At 70.2% G+C, this 15,298-nt stretch carries 13 protein-coding genes; 8 read left to right on the top strand and 5 right to left on the bottom strand.

Features of this window, described 5'->3' with window-relative positions:
• Positions 1 to 116: 116 nt before the first annotated feature.
• The 3 genes from gltX to AC0682_RS23495 all read right to left on the bottom strand — a co-directional run bounded on the left by gltX (position 117) and on the right by AC0682_RS23495 (position 2,854).
• Positions 117 to 1,631 (bottom strand): glutamate--tRNA ligase, encoded by a 1,515-nt coding sequence (gltX, locus tag AC0682_RS23505; RefSeq protein WP_478534976.1) that lies wholly within the window; start codon positions 1,629 to 1,631, stop codon positions 117 to 119.
• A complete protein-coding gene (locus AC0682_RS23500; RefSeq protein ID WP_254811612.1) occupies positions 1,624 to 2,409 on the bottom strand; it encodes a fumarylacetoacetate hydrolase family protein in 786 nt (261 codons plus the stop codon). Before AC0682_RS23500 ends, gltX begins: the two co-directional genes overlap by 8 nt.
• A 259-nt stretch (positions 2,410 to 2,668) precedes the next feature.
• Positions 2,669 to 2,854 carry a hypothetical protein gene (locus tag AC0682_RS23495; protein ID WP_254811613.1) on the bottom strand — a complete coding sequence of 62 codons (186 nt, stop codon included), beginning with the start codon at positions 2,852 to 2,854 and terminating at the stop codon, positions 2,669 to 2,671.
• A gap of 579 nt (positions 2,855 to 3,433) precedes the next feature.
• Between AC0682_RS23495 and AC0682_RS23490 the strand changes: the two genes are divergently transcribed.
• The 8 genes from AC0682_RS23490 to AC0682_RS23455 all read left to right on the top strand — a co-directional run bounded on the left by AC0682_RS23490 (position 3,434) and on the right by AC0682_RS23455 (position 14,043).
• Entirely contained in the window at positions 3,434 to 7,159 is a 3,726-nt protein-coding gene (locus AC0682_RS23490; protein ID WP_478534975.1) for a sensor histidine kinase, read from the top strand.
• Between the two features lie 9 nt (positions 7,160 to 7,168).
• Positions 7,169 to 7,582 carry a roadblock/LC7 domain-containing protein gene (locus AC0682_RS23485; RefSeq protein WP_006127850.1) on the top strand — a complete coding sequence of 138 codons (414 nt, stop codon included), beginning with the start codon at positions 7,169 to 7,171 and terminating at the stop codon, positions 7,580 to 7,582.
• A 134-nt stretch (positions 7,583 to 7,716) separates the two neighbouring features.
• Positions 7,717 to 8,124, top strand: a complete 408-nt coding sequence (locus AC0682_RS23480) for a DUF742 domain-containing protein (RefSeq protein WP_003966010.1) — start codon at positions 7,717 to 7,719, stop codon at positions 8,122 to 8,124.
• Positions 8,105 to 8,686 (top strand): GTP-binding protein, encoded by a 582-nt coding sequence (locus AC0682_RS23475; RefSeq protein ID WP_015611636.1) that lies wholly within the window; start codon positions 8,105 to 8,107, stop codon positions 8,684 to 8,686. The genes AC0682_RS23480 and AC0682_RS23475 overlap by 20 nt, the downstream gene beginning before the upstream one ends.
• Before the next feature lie 363 nt (positions 8,687 to 9,049).
• Positions 9,050 to 12,331 (top strand): nitrate- and nitrite sensing domain-containing protein, encoded by a 3,282-nt coding sequence (locus AC0682_RS23470; protein WP_478534974.1) that lies wholly within the window; start codon positions 9,050 to 9,052, stop codon positions 12,329 to 12,331.
• 10 nt (positions 12,332 to 12,341) lie between these two features.
• Entirely contained in the window at positions 12,342 to 12,755 is a 414-nt protein-coding gene (locus tag AC0682_RS23465; protein ID WP_006127847.1) for a roadblock/LC7 domain-containing protein, read from the top strand.
• A gap of 90 nt (positions 12,756 to 12,845) precedes the next feature.
• Complete coding sequence (locus AC0682_RS23460; protein ID WP_478534973.1) at positions 12,846 to 13,481, top strand: DUF742 domain-containing protein; 636 nt, start codon at positions 12,846 to 12,848, stop codon at positions 13,479 to 13,481.
• Positions 13,462 to 14,043: a GTP-binding protein gene (locus tag AC0682_RS23455; RefSeq protein WP_014048542.1), complete on the top strand. Its 582-nt coding sequence runs from the start codon at positions 13,462 to 13,464 to the stop codon at positions 14,041 to 14,043. The genes AC0682_RS23460 and AC0682_RS23455 overlap by 20 nt, the downstream gene beginning before the upstream one ends.
• Positions 14,044 to 14,122: 79 nt before the next feature.
• Here the strand turns inward: AC0682_RS23455 and AC0682_RS23450 are convergent, their stop codons facing one another.
• Both AC0682_RS23450 and AC0682_RS23445 read right to left on the bottom strand, forming a co-directional pair.
• Positions 14,123 to 14,326: an acyl-CoA carboxylase subunit epsilon gene (locus AC0682_RS23450; protein WP_478534972.1), complete on the bottom strand. Its 204-nt coding sequence runs from the start codon at positions 14,324 to 14,326 to the stop codon at positions 14,123 to 14,125.
• A 70-nt stretch (positions 14,327 to 14,396) separates the two neighbouring features.
• The coding region (locus AC0682_RS23445) for an acyl-CoA carboxylase subunit beta (protein WP_478534971.1) at positions 14,397 to 15,298 on the bottom strand (902 nt) is incomplete at its 5' end.

Raw genomic sequence — 15,298 nt, 5'->3', positions numbered from 1 at the left:
TGCAGGCCCTGCGCCTGCTCTCGCGCACCGAGGGGATCATCCCGGCCATCGAGAGCGCCCACGCGCTCGCCGGAGCGCAGCCGGTCGGCTGCGGCCCTCCCGAGGGACGTGCGTCGTTACGCGGTCAGCTTGGCCAGCGCCGCGTCGATGCGGGCCAGGCTCTTGTCGCGGCCCAGGATCTCCAGGGACTCGAAGAGCGGCAGCCCGATGGTGCGGCCGGTCACGGCGACGCGGACCGGGGCCTGGGCCTTGCCGAGCTTGAGGCCGTGGGCCTCACCGGCGGTGAGGACGGCGTTCTTCAGGGACTCGGCGTCGCTCCAGTCCGCGGCCTCCAGATGGGCGCGGGCCGTGGTCAGCAGCGCGGCCGGGTCGCCCTTCATGGCCTTGGCCCAGGACGCCTCGTCCTCCACCGGCTCGTCGAGGAAGAGGAAGTCGACGTTGTCGGTGATGTCGGAGAGGACCGTGACCCGCGTCTGGGCGTACGGGGCGATCCGCGTCCACTTCTCCGCGTCGAAGGCCTCCGGGGCCCAGGGGGCGAAGGGGGCCTTGAGCCAGGGGCCGCAGGCCTCGGTGAAGGTCTTCACGTCCAGCATGCGGATGTGCTCGGCGTTGATGTGCTCGGCCTTCTTGAGGTCGAAGCGGGCCGGGTTGGCGTTGACGTCCTCGATGTCGAACGCGGCGACCAGCTCGTCCACCGAGAAGATGTCGCGGTCCTCGGCGATCGACCAGCCGAGCAGCGAGAGGTAGTTCAGCAGCCCCTCGGGGAGGAAGCCGCGCTCCCGGTAGAGGTTGAGCGAGGCCTGCGGGTCGCGCTTGGAGAGCTTCTTGTTGCCCTCGCCCATGACGTACGGCAGGTGGCCGAAGGCGGGGATGCCCTTGGCGATGCCCAGCTCGATGAGGGCGCGGTACAGGGCGATCTGGCGGGGGGTGGAGGAGAGCAGGTCCTCGCCGCGCAGGACGTGGGTGATCTCCATCAGGGCGTCGTCGACCGGATTGACCAGCGTGTAGAGGGGAGCCCCGTTGGCGCGGACGATGCCGTAGTCGGGGACGTTCTCCGGCTGGACGGTGATCTCACCGCGGACCAGGTCGGTGAAGGTGATGGCCTCGTCGGGCATCCGGAAGCGGACGATCGAGGTGCGGCCCTCGGCCTCGTACGCCGCCTTCTGCTCGGCGGTGAGGTCGCGGCAGTGGCCGTCGTAGCCGGACGGGCGGCCTGCGGCGCGGGCGGCGTCGCGGCGGGTGTCCAGCTCCTCGGTGGTGCAGTAGCAGGCGTACGCGTACCCGGCGGCGAGCAGCTTCTGGGCGACGTCCTTGTACAGGTCCATCCGCTGCGACTGGCGGTAGGGGGCGTGCGGGCCGCCGATCTCGGGGCCCTCGTCCCAGTCCAGGCCGAGCCAGCGCATGGAGTCGAGCAGCTGCTCGTAGGACTCCTCGGAGTCGCGCGCGGCGTCGGTGTCCTCGATCCGGAAGACCAGGGTGCCCTGGTGGTGCCGGGCGAAGGCCCAGTTGAACAGGGCCGTGCGGACCAGGCCCACGTGGGGGTTGCCGGTCGGGGAGGGACAGAAGCGGACCCGAGGAGGTACCCCCTGGTCGAGCGGAGCCGAGAGCTTGGGGGAGGGTGCGTTAGCCACGCTTGATCACCTTGTTGGTGAGAGTGCCGATGCCTTCGATGGTGACGGCGACCTCGTCGCCGACGTGCAGGGGCCCGACCCCTGCGGGGGTGCCGGTGAGGATGACGTCGCCCGGGAGGAGGGTCATGGCCTCCGTGATGTGCACGACCAGGTCCTCGATGGAGCGGACCATCCCGCTGGTGCGGCCGAGCTGCCGCTGCTCGCCGTTGACCGTCGCCTGGATGGTGAGGTCGTGGGGGTCAACGTCGGTCTCCACCCAGGGGCCCAGCGGGCAGGAGGTGTCGAAGCCCTTGGCGCGGGCCCACTGCTTCTCGCGCTGCTGCACATCGCGGGCGGTGACGTCGTTGGCGCAGGTGTAGCCGAAGACGACGTCCTTCACGCGCTCGCGCGGGACCTCGCGGCACATGCGGCCGATGACCACGGCCAGCTCGGCCTCGTGGTGCAGCTCGTTGGAGAAGGAGGGGTACTCGATCGCGTCGCCGGAGCCGATCACCGAGGTGGTGGGCTTGAAGAAGGTGATCGGCGCCTCGGGGACCTCGTGGCCCAGCTCGGCGGCGTGCTCCGCGTAGTTGCGGCCGATGGCCACGACCTTGTTGGGGAGCACGGGGGGCAGCAGCCGGACCTTGTTCAGCGGGACCTTGGTGCCCGAGAGCTCGAAGTCGGCGTACGGGATGCCCTTGATGATGTCGAGGACGAGGTCACCGGATTCCACGGTGCCCTGTCCCTCGACGACGCCGAAGGCGACATTGCCGTCGATGGAGAACCTGGCGATGCGCACGGGATGCTGTCGCCCCTCACTTGCTGGCTGGCTGAAGACTGACGCTCCAGGCTAGCGCCTCGCCCGGAGCGGATCGCCCCGAAAGGAGCGTGCTCCAGCGTGTGCGGTCGCAAGGCGGCCGAAGGCCCTCGCGGCGGAGCCACCAGGGTGTTCGGCCGACGCCGCGAGCGTGCGTGCTGGGCGGCGCGACGGGGCGATCCGGGCCGGGCGGGGCGTCGGCGCCGTGAGGGGCACAGCCTCGCGCATCCCCCGGAGGGGACTACTGGGCGGTCGCGACCGCGACCGGGGCGTCCATGAGGATGGTGCGGCGCGGGTTGGCCGTCACGTTGGGCAGGTCGGCGGCGTGCTCCGGCAGGAACGGCGTCTGCAGTGCCTCGGCGTCCTTCAGGTGCGCCAGCGTGGTGCGCCGGGGGTTGGCGGTGTTGCGGATCGTCGTCGTCTTCATCTGCCGTCAGGACCCTGTCGGTTCGGGCGCCACCCAGGTGGCGCGGACTTGTCGGATTGGCCATCCCTGTAAAGCGTCAGGCTAAACAGCCGATTCCCTGCCGAAGCCGGGTTGAGGCGACGATCATCATGTGAGTTTGCTCACGAAGTAATCGACAATCGACCCATTCCGGACAGTGGATCACCATGCCAGAAACGGACATTACGCTACTGAATCCACCATTCCGCTCCTGATCATCGCGACTGGGACACCCCCCACCCCTAAGCGACTCCTCCCCGATAGTCCGTTTTACCCACGATCACTCTCCACTGCTTGTTACTCGCTCATCACAACGTGTCACGCAGGTCACAGCCCGGTACACGGGCCTTGTTGGAGATCCTGCACTGTGCTGGAATTCCACGCACCGCCGCGGGTTCCAGACCGGCGCACCGGGGCGCGACGCAGCGCCGAGCGGCGGCGGGAGGGGGAGAGTACGCCGGTCACTCCACGACCATCATGGGGCGCTTCCAGTGCCCTACAACGCCGACACCGTTCCGTCCGTATTCGGACGGAACGCCTGGTCCAGAGGTTGCGACGCTAGTGCAGGGACGTTTCAAGAGGGATGGCAGCGCTCCGGCGGAACAGGAGCCGCGCGGCGGGACCGACCGCGGTTCCTCGCCCCAGCACGCCCAGAACCCCGGGCCGGCCGCTGCCGGCGACAACAGCGACCGTGCGCAGCGCCCGGGCCCGACGCCGAGCGGCGCGGAGGAGTCGGGTACGCCCTCGGCCTCCCGCGGCCCGGTCGACACGGGCTCGCGAATAGCGCTCCGTAACTGGCGCATCAGCACGCGACTGGTCTCCCTCCTCGCCCTCCCGGTGGTGGCGGCTACCAGCCTGGGCGGTCTGCGGATCAACGAGTCCATGACCGACATGCAGCAGCTGGAGCACATGCAGCTGCTGACCCAGATGACCAAGCAGGCGACCTCGCTCGCCCAGGCCCTCCAGGTGGAGCGCGACCAGTCCGCCGGCCCGCTCTCCAACGGCTCCAAGGCGACCGACTACAAGGTCTCCCAGCCGCGTGAGAAGACCGACCGGGCCAAGGACGCGTTCCTCGACGCGACCAACGAGATCGGCGACTTCGAGGGCGACGACGCGCTGGAGAGCATCCACGCGAGCGTCGCCCAGATCGCCTCGCAGCTCGGTGACATCCGGTCGATCCGCAAGTCGGCGTACGAGGACGGCGCGCCGTCCCTCAACACCATCGACCAGTACAGCCAGCTGATCACCTCGCTGCTCAGCCTGTCCCAGGACATGGCCCAGGCGACCAGCAACCCGGACATGATCAAGCGGACCCGTGCTCTGGCGGCGTTCTCCTCCGCCAAGGAGTACGCCTCGATCCAGCGCGCGGTCATCGCGGCGGCGCTGCCCGGTGGCTCGGTCAAGGAACCGCACCTCAACGAGAACGACAAGCAGTTCGGCTCCAACGCCCTCGACAAGGAGACCCGCGCGATCAGCTCGTTCAAGTCGATCTACGGGTCGACCGGCGAGAGCGCGGTGGACCTGATGGCTCCGCTGGACAACGGGAACAACCCCGAGATCAACGCGGCGAACATGTACGCCAAGCACATCCTCGACACCCCGAACGGGATCGACGGGGCGAAGGTGCGCTCGTACATGGACTGGTACGACCAGTCCTCCACCAAGATCGACGCGATGAAGACGATCGAGACCACCCTCCTCAGCGACATGGAGGCCAAGGCGCGCGAGCTGCGCGAGGCCTCCCAGCGCGAGGCGATCATCAACGGTGCGGTCATCCTCATCGTCCTCGGCGTCTCGCTGGTCGGCGCCTTCGTGGTGGCCCGGTCCATGATCCGCTCGCTGCGGCGCCTCCAGGACACCGCCACCCGCGTCGCCCAGGACCGCCTGCCCGAGCTGGTCAAGCAGCTGTCCGAGACCGACCCGCAGGACGTCGACACCTCCGTCGAGTCGGTCGGTGTGCACTCCCGGGACGAGATCGGCCAGGTGGCCGCGGCCTTCGACGACGTGCACCGCGAGGCCGTCCGCCTCGCCGCCGAGCAGGCCCTCCTCCGGGGCAACGTCAACGCGATGTTCACCAACCTCTCGCGCCGTTCGCAGGGCCTCATCCAGCGCCAGCTCTCGCTCATCTCCGAGCTGGAGTCGCGCGAGGCCGACCCGGACCAGCTCTCCTCGCTCTTCAAGCTCGACCACCTCGCGACCCGTATGCGCCGTAACGGCGAGAACCTCCTCGTGCTCGCGGGTGAGGAGCCGGGCCGCCGGTGGACCCGCCCCGTCCCGCTGGTCGACGTGCTCCGTGCCGCCGCCTCCGAGGTGGAGCAGTACGAGCGCATCGAACTCTCCGCGGTTCCCGCCACGGAGGTCGCCGGCCGGGTCGTCAACGACCTCGTGCACCTCCTCGCCGAGCTGCTGGAGAACGCCACGTCGTTCTCCTCGCCGCAGACGAAGGTCCGGGTCACCGGTCACGCGCTGCCCGACGGCCGGGTGCTCGTCGAGATCCACGACACCGGTATCGGCCTCTCCCCCGAGGACCTCGCGGCGATCAACGAGCGGCTCGCGCAGCCGCCGACCGTGGACGTCTCGGTCTCCCGCCGCATGGGTCTGTTCGTGGTCGGCCGGCTCTCGCTCCGCCACGGCATCCGCATCCAGCTGCGCCCGTCCGACTCCGGCGGCACGACCGCGCTGGTCATGCTGCCCGTCGACGTCGCCCACGGCGGCAAGCAGCCCCCGTCCAAGCAGGGTCCCGGCCAGCAGCCGGGCGGTGCTCCGGGCGGCCTGCTCGGCGGCAACGGCAACGGCTCCGCGGGCGGTCAGCGCCCCGGGCCCGGCGGCGGCCCGGGCGGCAAGAGCCTCGGCTCCGCCCCGGGCGGTCAGCGCGGCGAGGTCGGCGCGGGCTCCGGCCCGCGCGCCGCCCTCCCCGCACGGGACAACGGCCAGCAGAACGGCAACCAGGGCCAGGGCTTCCCCGGCCAGGAGCCGCAGCGCCAGGGCGGCGGCCTCTCCGGCGCCTTCGGCAACGGCGCCCGGCTCGGCGCCCGCGGCGGCCAGGGCGAGGCCCCCGGCCGTACGGAGTCGGGTCAGCCCAACCTGTTCGGTCACGGCGCCCCGGCCTCCCCCGGCCAGGGCGGCCGCCAGAACGGCTTCGCCCCGCAGAACCAGCAGAGCGGCCAGCAGGCCCCGTTCGGTCAGCAGGGCCAGCCCGGCCAGCACCAGGGCCTGCAGGGCCGGCAGCAGCACCAGCAGGGCCCCGGCGCCCCGCAGCCGCAGTCGGCCCGGCACGAGCAGAACGGCCCCGGCGGCCAGGGCGGTTTCCAGCAGCCCGGCGGCCCCGGCCGTCAGCTGCCGCCGACCGACGGTCCGCGTGCCGAGCTGCCCGGCGGCAACCCGCAGCAGCGCCCCCAGGCCGCCGACTGGAGCATCGACGCCCCGCGCGGCCACGAGGAGCACGAGAGCACCGGGCAGTTCGCCTCGCCCGCGGGTCCCGGCCAGGACCCGGCGTACAACGCCCCGGTGAGCGGCCTCCAGGACCCGGGCGCGACCTCCGAGTTCACCCGCCCGGACTTCGACGCCCCGCAGAACCAGCAGTACCGCCACCAGGCCCAGGACCCGGCGAGCACCGCCCAGTTCGCCCGGCCCGACTTCAACGCGCCGCTCCAGCAGGGCCAGGACCAGGGGCTCTCCGCCCCGCGCCAGCGCGGTCAGGGCGGCAACGACTTCGGGGCCCCGCGTCCGGCGGCGCCCCCGGCGGGCGGGACTCCGTACCGTCCGGCGCTGCCGCAGCAGCCCCAGCAGCCGGAGGCCCTGCCGCCGGCCGGTCCCGGGGACGGCCGTACACCGCTGTACGACACCCTGGAGACCAACTGGTTCCACGGTCCGGGCCAGGGCGGCGGTCAGCAGGCCGCCGAGCCGCAGGCACCGGCCGCTCAGGAACCCACCGGTGTGCCCGTTCCGCCCATGCCCCGGCGTGGTGCGGCCGACGCCCCGGTCACCAGCTCCTGGCGCGAGTCGCCCAACGACGAACTCGTACGCCAGGCCGAGCGGGTCAAGAAGCCGGCCGCCGGCGGGGTCACCACTTCCGGGCTGCCCCGCCGCGTTCCCCGCGCCAATTTGGTTCCGGGGACCGCTCAGCAGCAGAATCACCAGTCCGGACCTCAGGTTTCGCGTGCGCCCGATGACGTACGCGGTCGTCTGACCAATCTCCGCCGGGGCATCCAGCAGGGACGGCAGGCCGGAAACGGCCCGTCGACCGGCAGTATCCATCTCGGCCCCACTCACCAGCAGGAGCGTTAGTTGAGCCCCATGAGTCAGGCCGCGCAGAATCTGAACTGGCTGATCACCAACTTCGTGGACAACACCCCAGGGGTGTCCCACACGGTGGTGGTCTCCGCGGATGGCCTGCTGCTGGCGATGTCCGAAGGATTCCCGCGCGACCGCGCCGACCAGCTGGCGGCCGTCGCCTCCGGTCTGACGTCGCTCACCGCGGGCGCCTCGCGGATCTTCGAGGGCGGCGCCGTCAGCCAGACCGTCGTGGAGATGGAGCGCGGGTTCCTCTTCCTGATGTCCATCTCCGACGGTTCGTCACTCGCCGTCCTCGCCCACCCGGACGCCGACATCGGCCTGGTCGGGTACGAGATGGCCCTCCTGGTCGACCGCGCGGGCACCGTCCTCACGCCCGACCTCCGCGCCGAACTCCAAGGCAGTCTGCTCCACTAGGCGGCCCTGCGGCGGATTCGCGACACAATCCCCTCAGGTACTGCCCACAACCCTCACCCGTCCGGCCGCCAGAAACCCCTCACCGGCCCCTTCAGACGGCAAGCCGAGAACCTGCTGTCACGCCCGGAGGATTCATGACCCCGCCACCCGCCTCACCCGATCCGTACGGCGCACTGCACCACGCGTCGTACGACGGTGAAGGCGACCAGCCGCTGGTCCGTCCCTATGCCATGACCGGCGGCCGGACCCGGCCGCGTTACCAGCTCGCGATAGAGGCACTGGTCAGCACCACCGCGGACCCGGCGCATCTGGGGACCCTGCTCCCCGAGCACCAGCGGATCTGCCACCTCTGCCGTGAGGTCAAGTCGGTGGCCGAGGTCTCCGCACTGCTGTCGATGCCGCTCGGGGTCGCCCGCATCCTCGTGGCGGACCTGGCGGAAGCCGGCATGGTGGCCATCCACCAGCCGGGCAATGGAGAGGCCGGCGGCGCGCCGGATGTGACACTGCTGGAAAGGGTGCTCAGTGGACTTCGCAAGCTCTAGCGGCGGGACGGCTCGCGCCACTACCTCGGCGAAGATCGTGGTGGCAGGGGGCTTCGGCGTGGGTAAGACCACGTTTGTCGGTGCCGTCTCGGAGATCAATCCGCTGCGCACCGAAGCCGTGATGACGTCCGCCTCCGCGGGCATCGACGACCTGACCCACACCGGGGACAAGACCACCACGACGGTGGCCATGGACTTCGGCCGCATCACCCTGGACCAGGACCTGATCCTGTACCTCTTCGGTACACCCGGCCAGGACCGCTTCTGGTTCATGTGGGACGACCTGGTCCGCGGCGCCATCGGCGCCGTCGTCCTCGTCGACACCCGCCGCCTCGCCGACTGCTTCCCCGCCGTCGACTACTTCGAGAACAGCGGCCTCCCCTTCGTCATCGCCCTCAACGGCTTCGACGGACACCAGCCCTACACCCCCGACGAAGTCCGCGAAGCACTCCAGATCGGGCCGGACGCACCCATCATCACGACGGACGCCCGCCACCGCGCCGACGCCAAGAGCGGCCTGATCACGCTGGTCGAGCACGCTCTGATGGCACGCCTGAAGTAGTCCCGACAAGTAGGCGTAAGTCGTTTTTGCCATACGGAAGTTGTTGTAGTCACGCGGGGGCGGCCTGTGTCGTTTGACACGATCCGCCCCCGCGTTCATAACATTTCGACAGAGAATTGGCCCCACGCCACCACCCGATGCATCCACATGGTGCCACTGCGCTCACATGAGCCCCGCCTTTTGACGGGGCTCGCTCTTTATGCCCGTTTTATCTGAGGCATGGGCCACTCGGAATGATCAATTCCGAGTGTTTGGTAGGGGGCCCGTCCCCGTGCTGCAATTCGTCGAACTCCCGAGTAGTTACGGCCCTGAACGAATAATCCGGCACAACGTAGGTGCCGACGCCGAGAGGTTGTTGGTCGAGTGAGGCGAAGCAACGAGGGCTCCGCGGTGCAGCCCGAGCGGGGCAACTTCACCCCGCCGTCGCACGCTGCGGCATCGCCTGCACAGGCGCCCGAGCCGGAGTCGGCCGGTGGCAGCACCAGCCCGTTCTCCCCGCGCAACTGGCGGGTGGCCACCCGGCTGAACGCGATTCTCCTGATCCCGGTCATCGTCGGCCTGATCATGGGCGGCTTCCAGGTGAAGGGGTCCATCGACACCTGGAGCGAGGCGCAGGAGGCCGAGAAGATCGCCCGCGTCGTCCGCGCCGCGTCGGACTACGGTCGGGCACTCCTCAACGAACGTGACCTCACCGCCCAGCCGCTGCTCTCCGGCGACCGGGACGCCGACGTCGTCGAGCAGTCCCGGGCCACCACGGACGAGGCGCGGGCCGCCTTCGAAGCCGCGGTGAAGGAGATGCCCGCCAAGCCGGGGCTGGAGCGCCGCCTCACGCTCTTCAAGAACGAGGAGCCCAAGCTCCCCGAGCTGCGCAAGGCCGCCTACTCGCAGGCGCTGGACCCGGTGAAGACCGAAGAGGGCTACACCCAGGTCCAGCACCAGCTGATGCAGTTCGCCAACGAACTCGGCCTCGGCACCGGCAACATCACCAGCTACGGCCGCACCGTCTACGCGATCGAGCTGTCCAAGGCTGCAGAATCGCTTCAGCGCTCGATCGGCATGCACCTGCTGGTGCGCCCGAGCAAGAAGCCGGCCGTCTACGACGACCAGGTCAAGGCCTTCAGCTCGTACAACTACCTGGAGCAGATCGCCCTCGCCGAGTTCAACGCCGGCGGCACCCAGGCCGACGTGGACCGGCTCAAGCAGGTCATGGCCGGCAAGGCCGACGAGGGCGCCAAGCAGCTCAAGACCGCCCGGGAGCAGGCCGAGGCCGCGGGCCAGACCTTCGTGGCACCGCCCAGCATCGACGGTTCGGTCTACGACGGGATGGTCCAGCAGATCGGCCAGGGCCAGTCCCCCGAGGAGCTGGCGAAGAAGGGCATCACGCCCGAGACCTGGATGGCCGCCGCGACCGCCAAGTTCGAGGGGTACGCGACGGTCGAGAAGGAGCTGGTGGACAAGGCGGTGAAGGAGGCCGCCGAGATCTCCTCCGACGCCAAGTCCGACGCCATCGTCAACGGGCTGATCGTCGTCATCGCCCTGCTGGCCGCCTTCCTGCTGGCCGGCCTCATGGCCCGCCAGATGAGCCAGTCGATGCGCCGGCTGCGGACCGCCGCGTTCTCCATCGCGGAGCAGCGGCTGCCCACACTCGTCGACCAGCTCTCCCGCACCGAGCCGGGCCGGGTCGACACCCGGGTGCAGCCGATCCCGATCAACACGCAGGACGAGATCGGCGAGGTCGCCCGCGCCTTCGACCAGGTGCACCGCGAGGCCGTCCGGCTGGCCGCCGAGCAGGCCATGCTGCGGGGCAACGTCAACGCGATCTTCACCAACCTCTCGCGCCGCAACCAGTCGCTCATCGAGGGCCAGCTGACCCTGATCACCGACCTGGAGAACAACGAGGCCGACCCGGACCAGCTGGAGAGCCTCTTCAAGCTGGACCACCTGGCCACCCGTATGCGGCGCAACGGCGAGAACCTCCTCATCCTCGCGGGCGAGGAGCCCGGCCGCCGCTGGGACCAGCCGGTGCCGCTGGTGGACGTGTTGCGCGCCGCCTCCTCCGAGGTGGAGTCGTACGAGCGCATCGAGCTGTCCGGGGTCCCCGAGGCCGAGATCCACGGCCGGGCCGTCACCGACCTCGTGCACCTGCTGTCCGAGCTGCTGGAGAACGCCACCACGTTCTCCTCGCCGCAGACCAAGGTCAAGGTCACCGCGACCCGGCTGCCCGACGGCCGGGTGATGGTCGAGATCCACGACAAGGGCATCGGCCTCACCGCCGAGGACTTCGCCGACATCAACCACAAGCTGGCCAACCCGCCGACCGTGGACGCGGCCGTCTCCCAGCGCATGGGCCTCTTCGTGGTCGGCCGACTCGCCGACCGGCACGGCATCCGGGTCCAGCTGCGTCCCTCGGGCGAGCAGGCCGGGACGACGTCGCTGGTCATGCTCCCGGACGCGATCACCCACGGTGGTGGTGGCGACTCCCTGGACGGGCACGACGACTTCACCGTCTCCTCGATCATTCCCGAGCAGCAGGACGCCTTCGAACCGGCCCAGCAGCACAGCCGTATGCGCACCGCCGCCGAGCTGGGCTTCGACGACTCACGCTACGAGACCCCGGCGGACCCGGGCCAGCTGGACCCGGTCAACCGCTCGCTGATGCGTGAGGAGCGCCGGGCGGCGCTGGAGGCCCAGACCGGCACCGGCGGCCCCTTCCCGGACGGCTCCGCCCAGGAGCAGCAGGGGTACGGCCAGGAGGGGTACGCCCAGGACCAGTACGCCGCTCAGGACGCGTACGCCGACGGTGCGCAGGGTTACGCCCAGGGCTCCTACGGCCAGGACCAGTTCGGCCAGGAACAGTACGGCCACAACGCCGCGCAGCAGCAGGAGCAGGCCCCGTACCCCGGCTCCTACGAGCAGCAGGGATACGCCACCGAGGGCGGCTACCCGCAGCAGCAGGAGCAGAACGGGTCCCCGGCGCAGTCGCAGGAGGGGTACGCGGAACCGGCATATGCCGCTCCGGAGAACCCGCAGGATCCGTACGCCGCCGACCGGTACGCTGCCCCGACCGGCCAGTCCCACCAGGACGACTGGCCTGTTCAGAGCGGTTTCCAGAACACTTTTGAGCCGGTTCGACAGGCTGAGGCGGATTCTGTTCCGAGCGTTCCCGCACCGTCGCAGGAGCGCGTAGGCTTCGAGCGTCCGGGGCCCGACCCGAACGCCGGCCACGAGCTGACCGAAGCCGGTCTGCCCCGCCGCGGCGGTGCGCAGCACTGGCAGCCGGGCAGCCGTGGCAGCGAGAAGCCCGCTCCCCTTCCGCAGCGGCAGCCGCAGCGGGAAGAGCGGCAGGCCCCGCAGACGGACGGGGACGGTTCCGACGACTGGCGCTCGACGAACGACGAGCGCTGGGAGCGGGCCGAGAAGCTCCGTGAGCCGAAGGCGGGCGGAATCACCCCCTCCGGCCTCCCCCGGCGCGTGCCCAAGGCCAACCTGGTCGAGGGCACGGCGGAGCAGACCCAGCAGGGCGGCCCACAGGTCTCCCGCGCGCCCGAGGACGTCCGCGGCAGGTTGAGCAACCTGCGGCGGGGCGTCCAGCGGGGACGCAACGCGGGGTCGGACACCAGTAACACCTACAACCAGGAGCGTTAGTGTGAGCCCGATGAGCCAGGCGGCGCAGAATCTGAACTGGTTGATCACCAACTTCGTGGACAACACCCCAGGGGTGTCCCACACGGTGGTGGTCTCCGCGGATGGCCTGCTGCTGGCGATGTCCGAGGGATTCCCGCGCGACCGCGCCGACCAGCTGGCGGCCGTCGCCTCCGGTCTGACGTCGCTCACCGCGGGCGCCTCGCGGATCTTCGAGGGCGGGGCGGTGAACCAGACCGTTGTGGAGATGGAGCGGGGATTCCTCTTCATCATGTCCATCTCGGACGGTTCGTCGCTGGCCGTGCTCGCCCACCCGGACGCCGATATCGGTCTGGTCGGGTACGAAATGGCCCTTCTGGTCGACCGCGCGGGCAGTGTTCTGACCCCGGATCTCCGCGCCGAGCTTCAGGGAAGTCTTCTTAACTAGCAGACAGACAGTGCGTTTCTCGCCACCGCGCCATAGGGTGCGGTGGCGCGGCCCCACTGGGATCGGCGACCGGCAGTCGGAGGAGGAGACGTGGCAGCACCCACAGGCGGACACCCATACGAGGGTGAGCAGAGGGTTGCGGGTGAGCACGGTGACGACCGTTTCGGCTTCCCCGCCGCATCCGGCGGCCAGGCCCCGGGGGGCCCGTACCAGCCATATCAGCAGCCGCAGCAGCCCCAGGGCGCGCAGGGTTCCGAGTGGCCCCAGCAGCAGCCGGGCTCGCCGTGGCCGCAGCAGCAGCCCCAGCGGTACGATGCGCCCCGACAGGCCCGTCCGCAGCCGGGTCAGCAGCGGCGGGCCTCCGAGCCCGCCAGGCCGGCCGCGCACAATCCGCTGGTCCGTCCGTACGCCATGACCGGCGGCCGGACCCGGCCGCGTTACCAGCTCGCCATCGAGGCACTGGTCAGCACCACGGCCGATCCGTCCCGGCTGCAAGGGCAGTTGCCCGAGCACCAGCGGATCTGCCGGCTCTGCATCGAGATCAAGTCGGTCGCCGAGGTTTCGGCGCTGCTCTCGATCCCCCTCGGCGTTGCCCGGATCCTCGTCGCCGACCTGGCCGAGGCCGGACTCGTCGCTATCCATCAGCCCGGCGGCGACGAGGCCGCCGGCGGCCAGCCAGATGTGACACTGCTCGAAAGGGTGCTCAGTGGACTTCGCAAGCTCTAGCGGCGGAGCGGCCCGCTCCACTACCTCGGCGAAGATCGTGGTGGCAGGGGGCTTCGGCGTGGGTAAGACCACGTTTGTCGGTGCCGTCTCGGAGATCAATCCGCTGCGCACCGAAGCCGTGATGACGTCCGCCTCCGCGGGCATCGACGACCTGACCCACACCGGGGACAAGACCACCACGACGGTGGCCATGGACTTCGGCCGCATCACCCTGGACCAGGACCTGATCCTGTACCTCTTCGGTACACCCGGCCAGGACCGCTTCTGGTTCATGTGGGACGACCTGGTCCGCGGCGCCATCGGCGCCGTCGTCCTCGTCGACACCCGCCGCCTCGCCGACTGCTTCCCCGCCGTCGACTACTTCGAGAACAGCGGCCTCCCCTTCGTCATCGCCCTCAACGGCTTCGACGGACACCAGCCCTACACCCCCGACGAAGTCCGCGAAGCACTCCAGATCGGCCCCGACACCCCGATCCTGACGACGGACGCCCGCCACCGCGCCGACGCCAAGAGCGCGCTGATCACGCTGGTCGAGCACGCCCTGATGGCCCGCCTGCGCTGAGGCCTCCGGTACGTACGAGAAGGGCCCCGCACTCCTTGAGGAGTGCGGGGCCCTTCTCGTGGCGCCTTACGGGCCGTTCTCAGCCCTGCCAGCTGTGCGGGGCGCGGAAGCCCGGCGTGCGCTCCAGGCGGCGCCAGCCGGCCGTTTCACGGCCCCGGCGGGCGGGGGCGGCGGGGTGGGCGGCGGCACGGGCCATCAGGACGGCGGTGATGGCCGCCAGCTCCTCGGGGTCGGCGTGACCCTTCTCGACGCGCAGGACGGACTCGGCGGAAGTCAGGCTCATGGTGGGGTGTCTCCGTCTTCTCGGCAGGTGTCGTGGACCGTACGGCGGGTCGCGCCGTCGCGGTGGGCGACTACTGCGGCGGGTTGCCGTGCTTGCGGGACGGCAGGTCGGCGTGCTTGGTGCGGAGCATGGCGAGCGAGGCGATGAGGACCTCGCGGGTCTCGGCGGGGTCGATGACGTCGTCGACGAGGCCGCGCTCGGCCGCGTAGTAGGGGTGCATCAGCTCGGCCTTGTACTCCTTGACCATGCGGGTGCGCATGGCCTCGGGGTCCTCGGCCTCGGCGATCTGCTTGCGGAAGATCACGTTGGCGGCACCTTCGGCGCCCATGACCGCGATCTCGTTGGTGGGCCAGGCGTAGGTGAGGTCGGCCCCGATGGACTGGGAGTCCATGACGATGTACGCGCCTCCGTAGGCCTTCCGCAGGATCAGGCTGATCCGGGGGACGGTGGCGTTGCAGTAGGCGTACAGGAGCTTCGCGCCGTGCCGGATGATCCCACCGTGCTCCTGGTCGACGCCGGGCAGGAAGCCGGGGACGTCCAGAAGGGTGATGATCGGGATGTTGAAGGCGTCACACATCTGGACGAACCTGGCGGCCTTCTCGGACGCCTCGATGTCCAGGACGCCTGCCAGCGCCTGCGGCTGGTTGGCGACGATACCGACGACCTGGCCGTCCAGGCGGGCCAGCGCGCAGATGATGTTGCGGGCCCAGCGCTCGTGGATCTCCAGGTAGTCGCCGTCGTCGACGAGCTCCTCGATCACCTGGTGCATGTCGTACGGGCGGTTGCCGTCGGCCGGGACCAGGTCCAGGAGCACGTCGCCGCGGCGGTCGGCCGGGTCGTCGCTCGGGGCGGTCGGCGGGTTCTCGCGGTTGTTGGAGGGGAGCATCGACAGGAGGTAGCGGACCTCGGCGATGCAGGTCTCCTCGTCGTCGTACGCGAAGTGCGCGACGCCGGAGGTCTCGGCGTGCACGT

Source organism: Streptomyces sp. NPDC043746 (assembly GCF_056436485.1).
The sequence above is the reverse complement of the archived record's forward strand: the minus strand, read 5'-3'. Positions and strand labels throughout refer to the sequence as shown.

Excerpts from the sequence above, each read along its gene's own strand:
- AC0682_RS23450 (WP_478534972.1), bottom strand. The coding sequence starts at position 14,326 with ATGAGCCTGACTTCCGCCGAGTCCGTCCTGCGCGTCGAGAAGGGTCAC.
- AC0682_RS23465 (WP_006127847.1), top strand. The coding sequence starts at position 12,342 with ATGAGCCAGGCGGCGCAGAATCTGAACTGGTTGATCACCAACTTCGTG.
- AC0682_RS23495 (WP_254811613.1), bottom strand. The coding sequence starts at position 2,854 with ATGAAGACGACGACGATCCGCAACACCGCCAACCCCCGGCGCACCACG.
- AC0682_RS23480 (WP_003966010.1), top strand. The coding sequence starts at position 7,717 with ATGACCCCGCCACCCGCCTCACCCGATCCGTACGGCGCACTGCACCAC.
- AC0682_RS23485 (WP_006127850.1), top strand. The coding sequence starts at position 7,169 with ATGAGTCAGGCCGCGCAGAATCTGAACTGGCTGATCACCAACTTCGTG.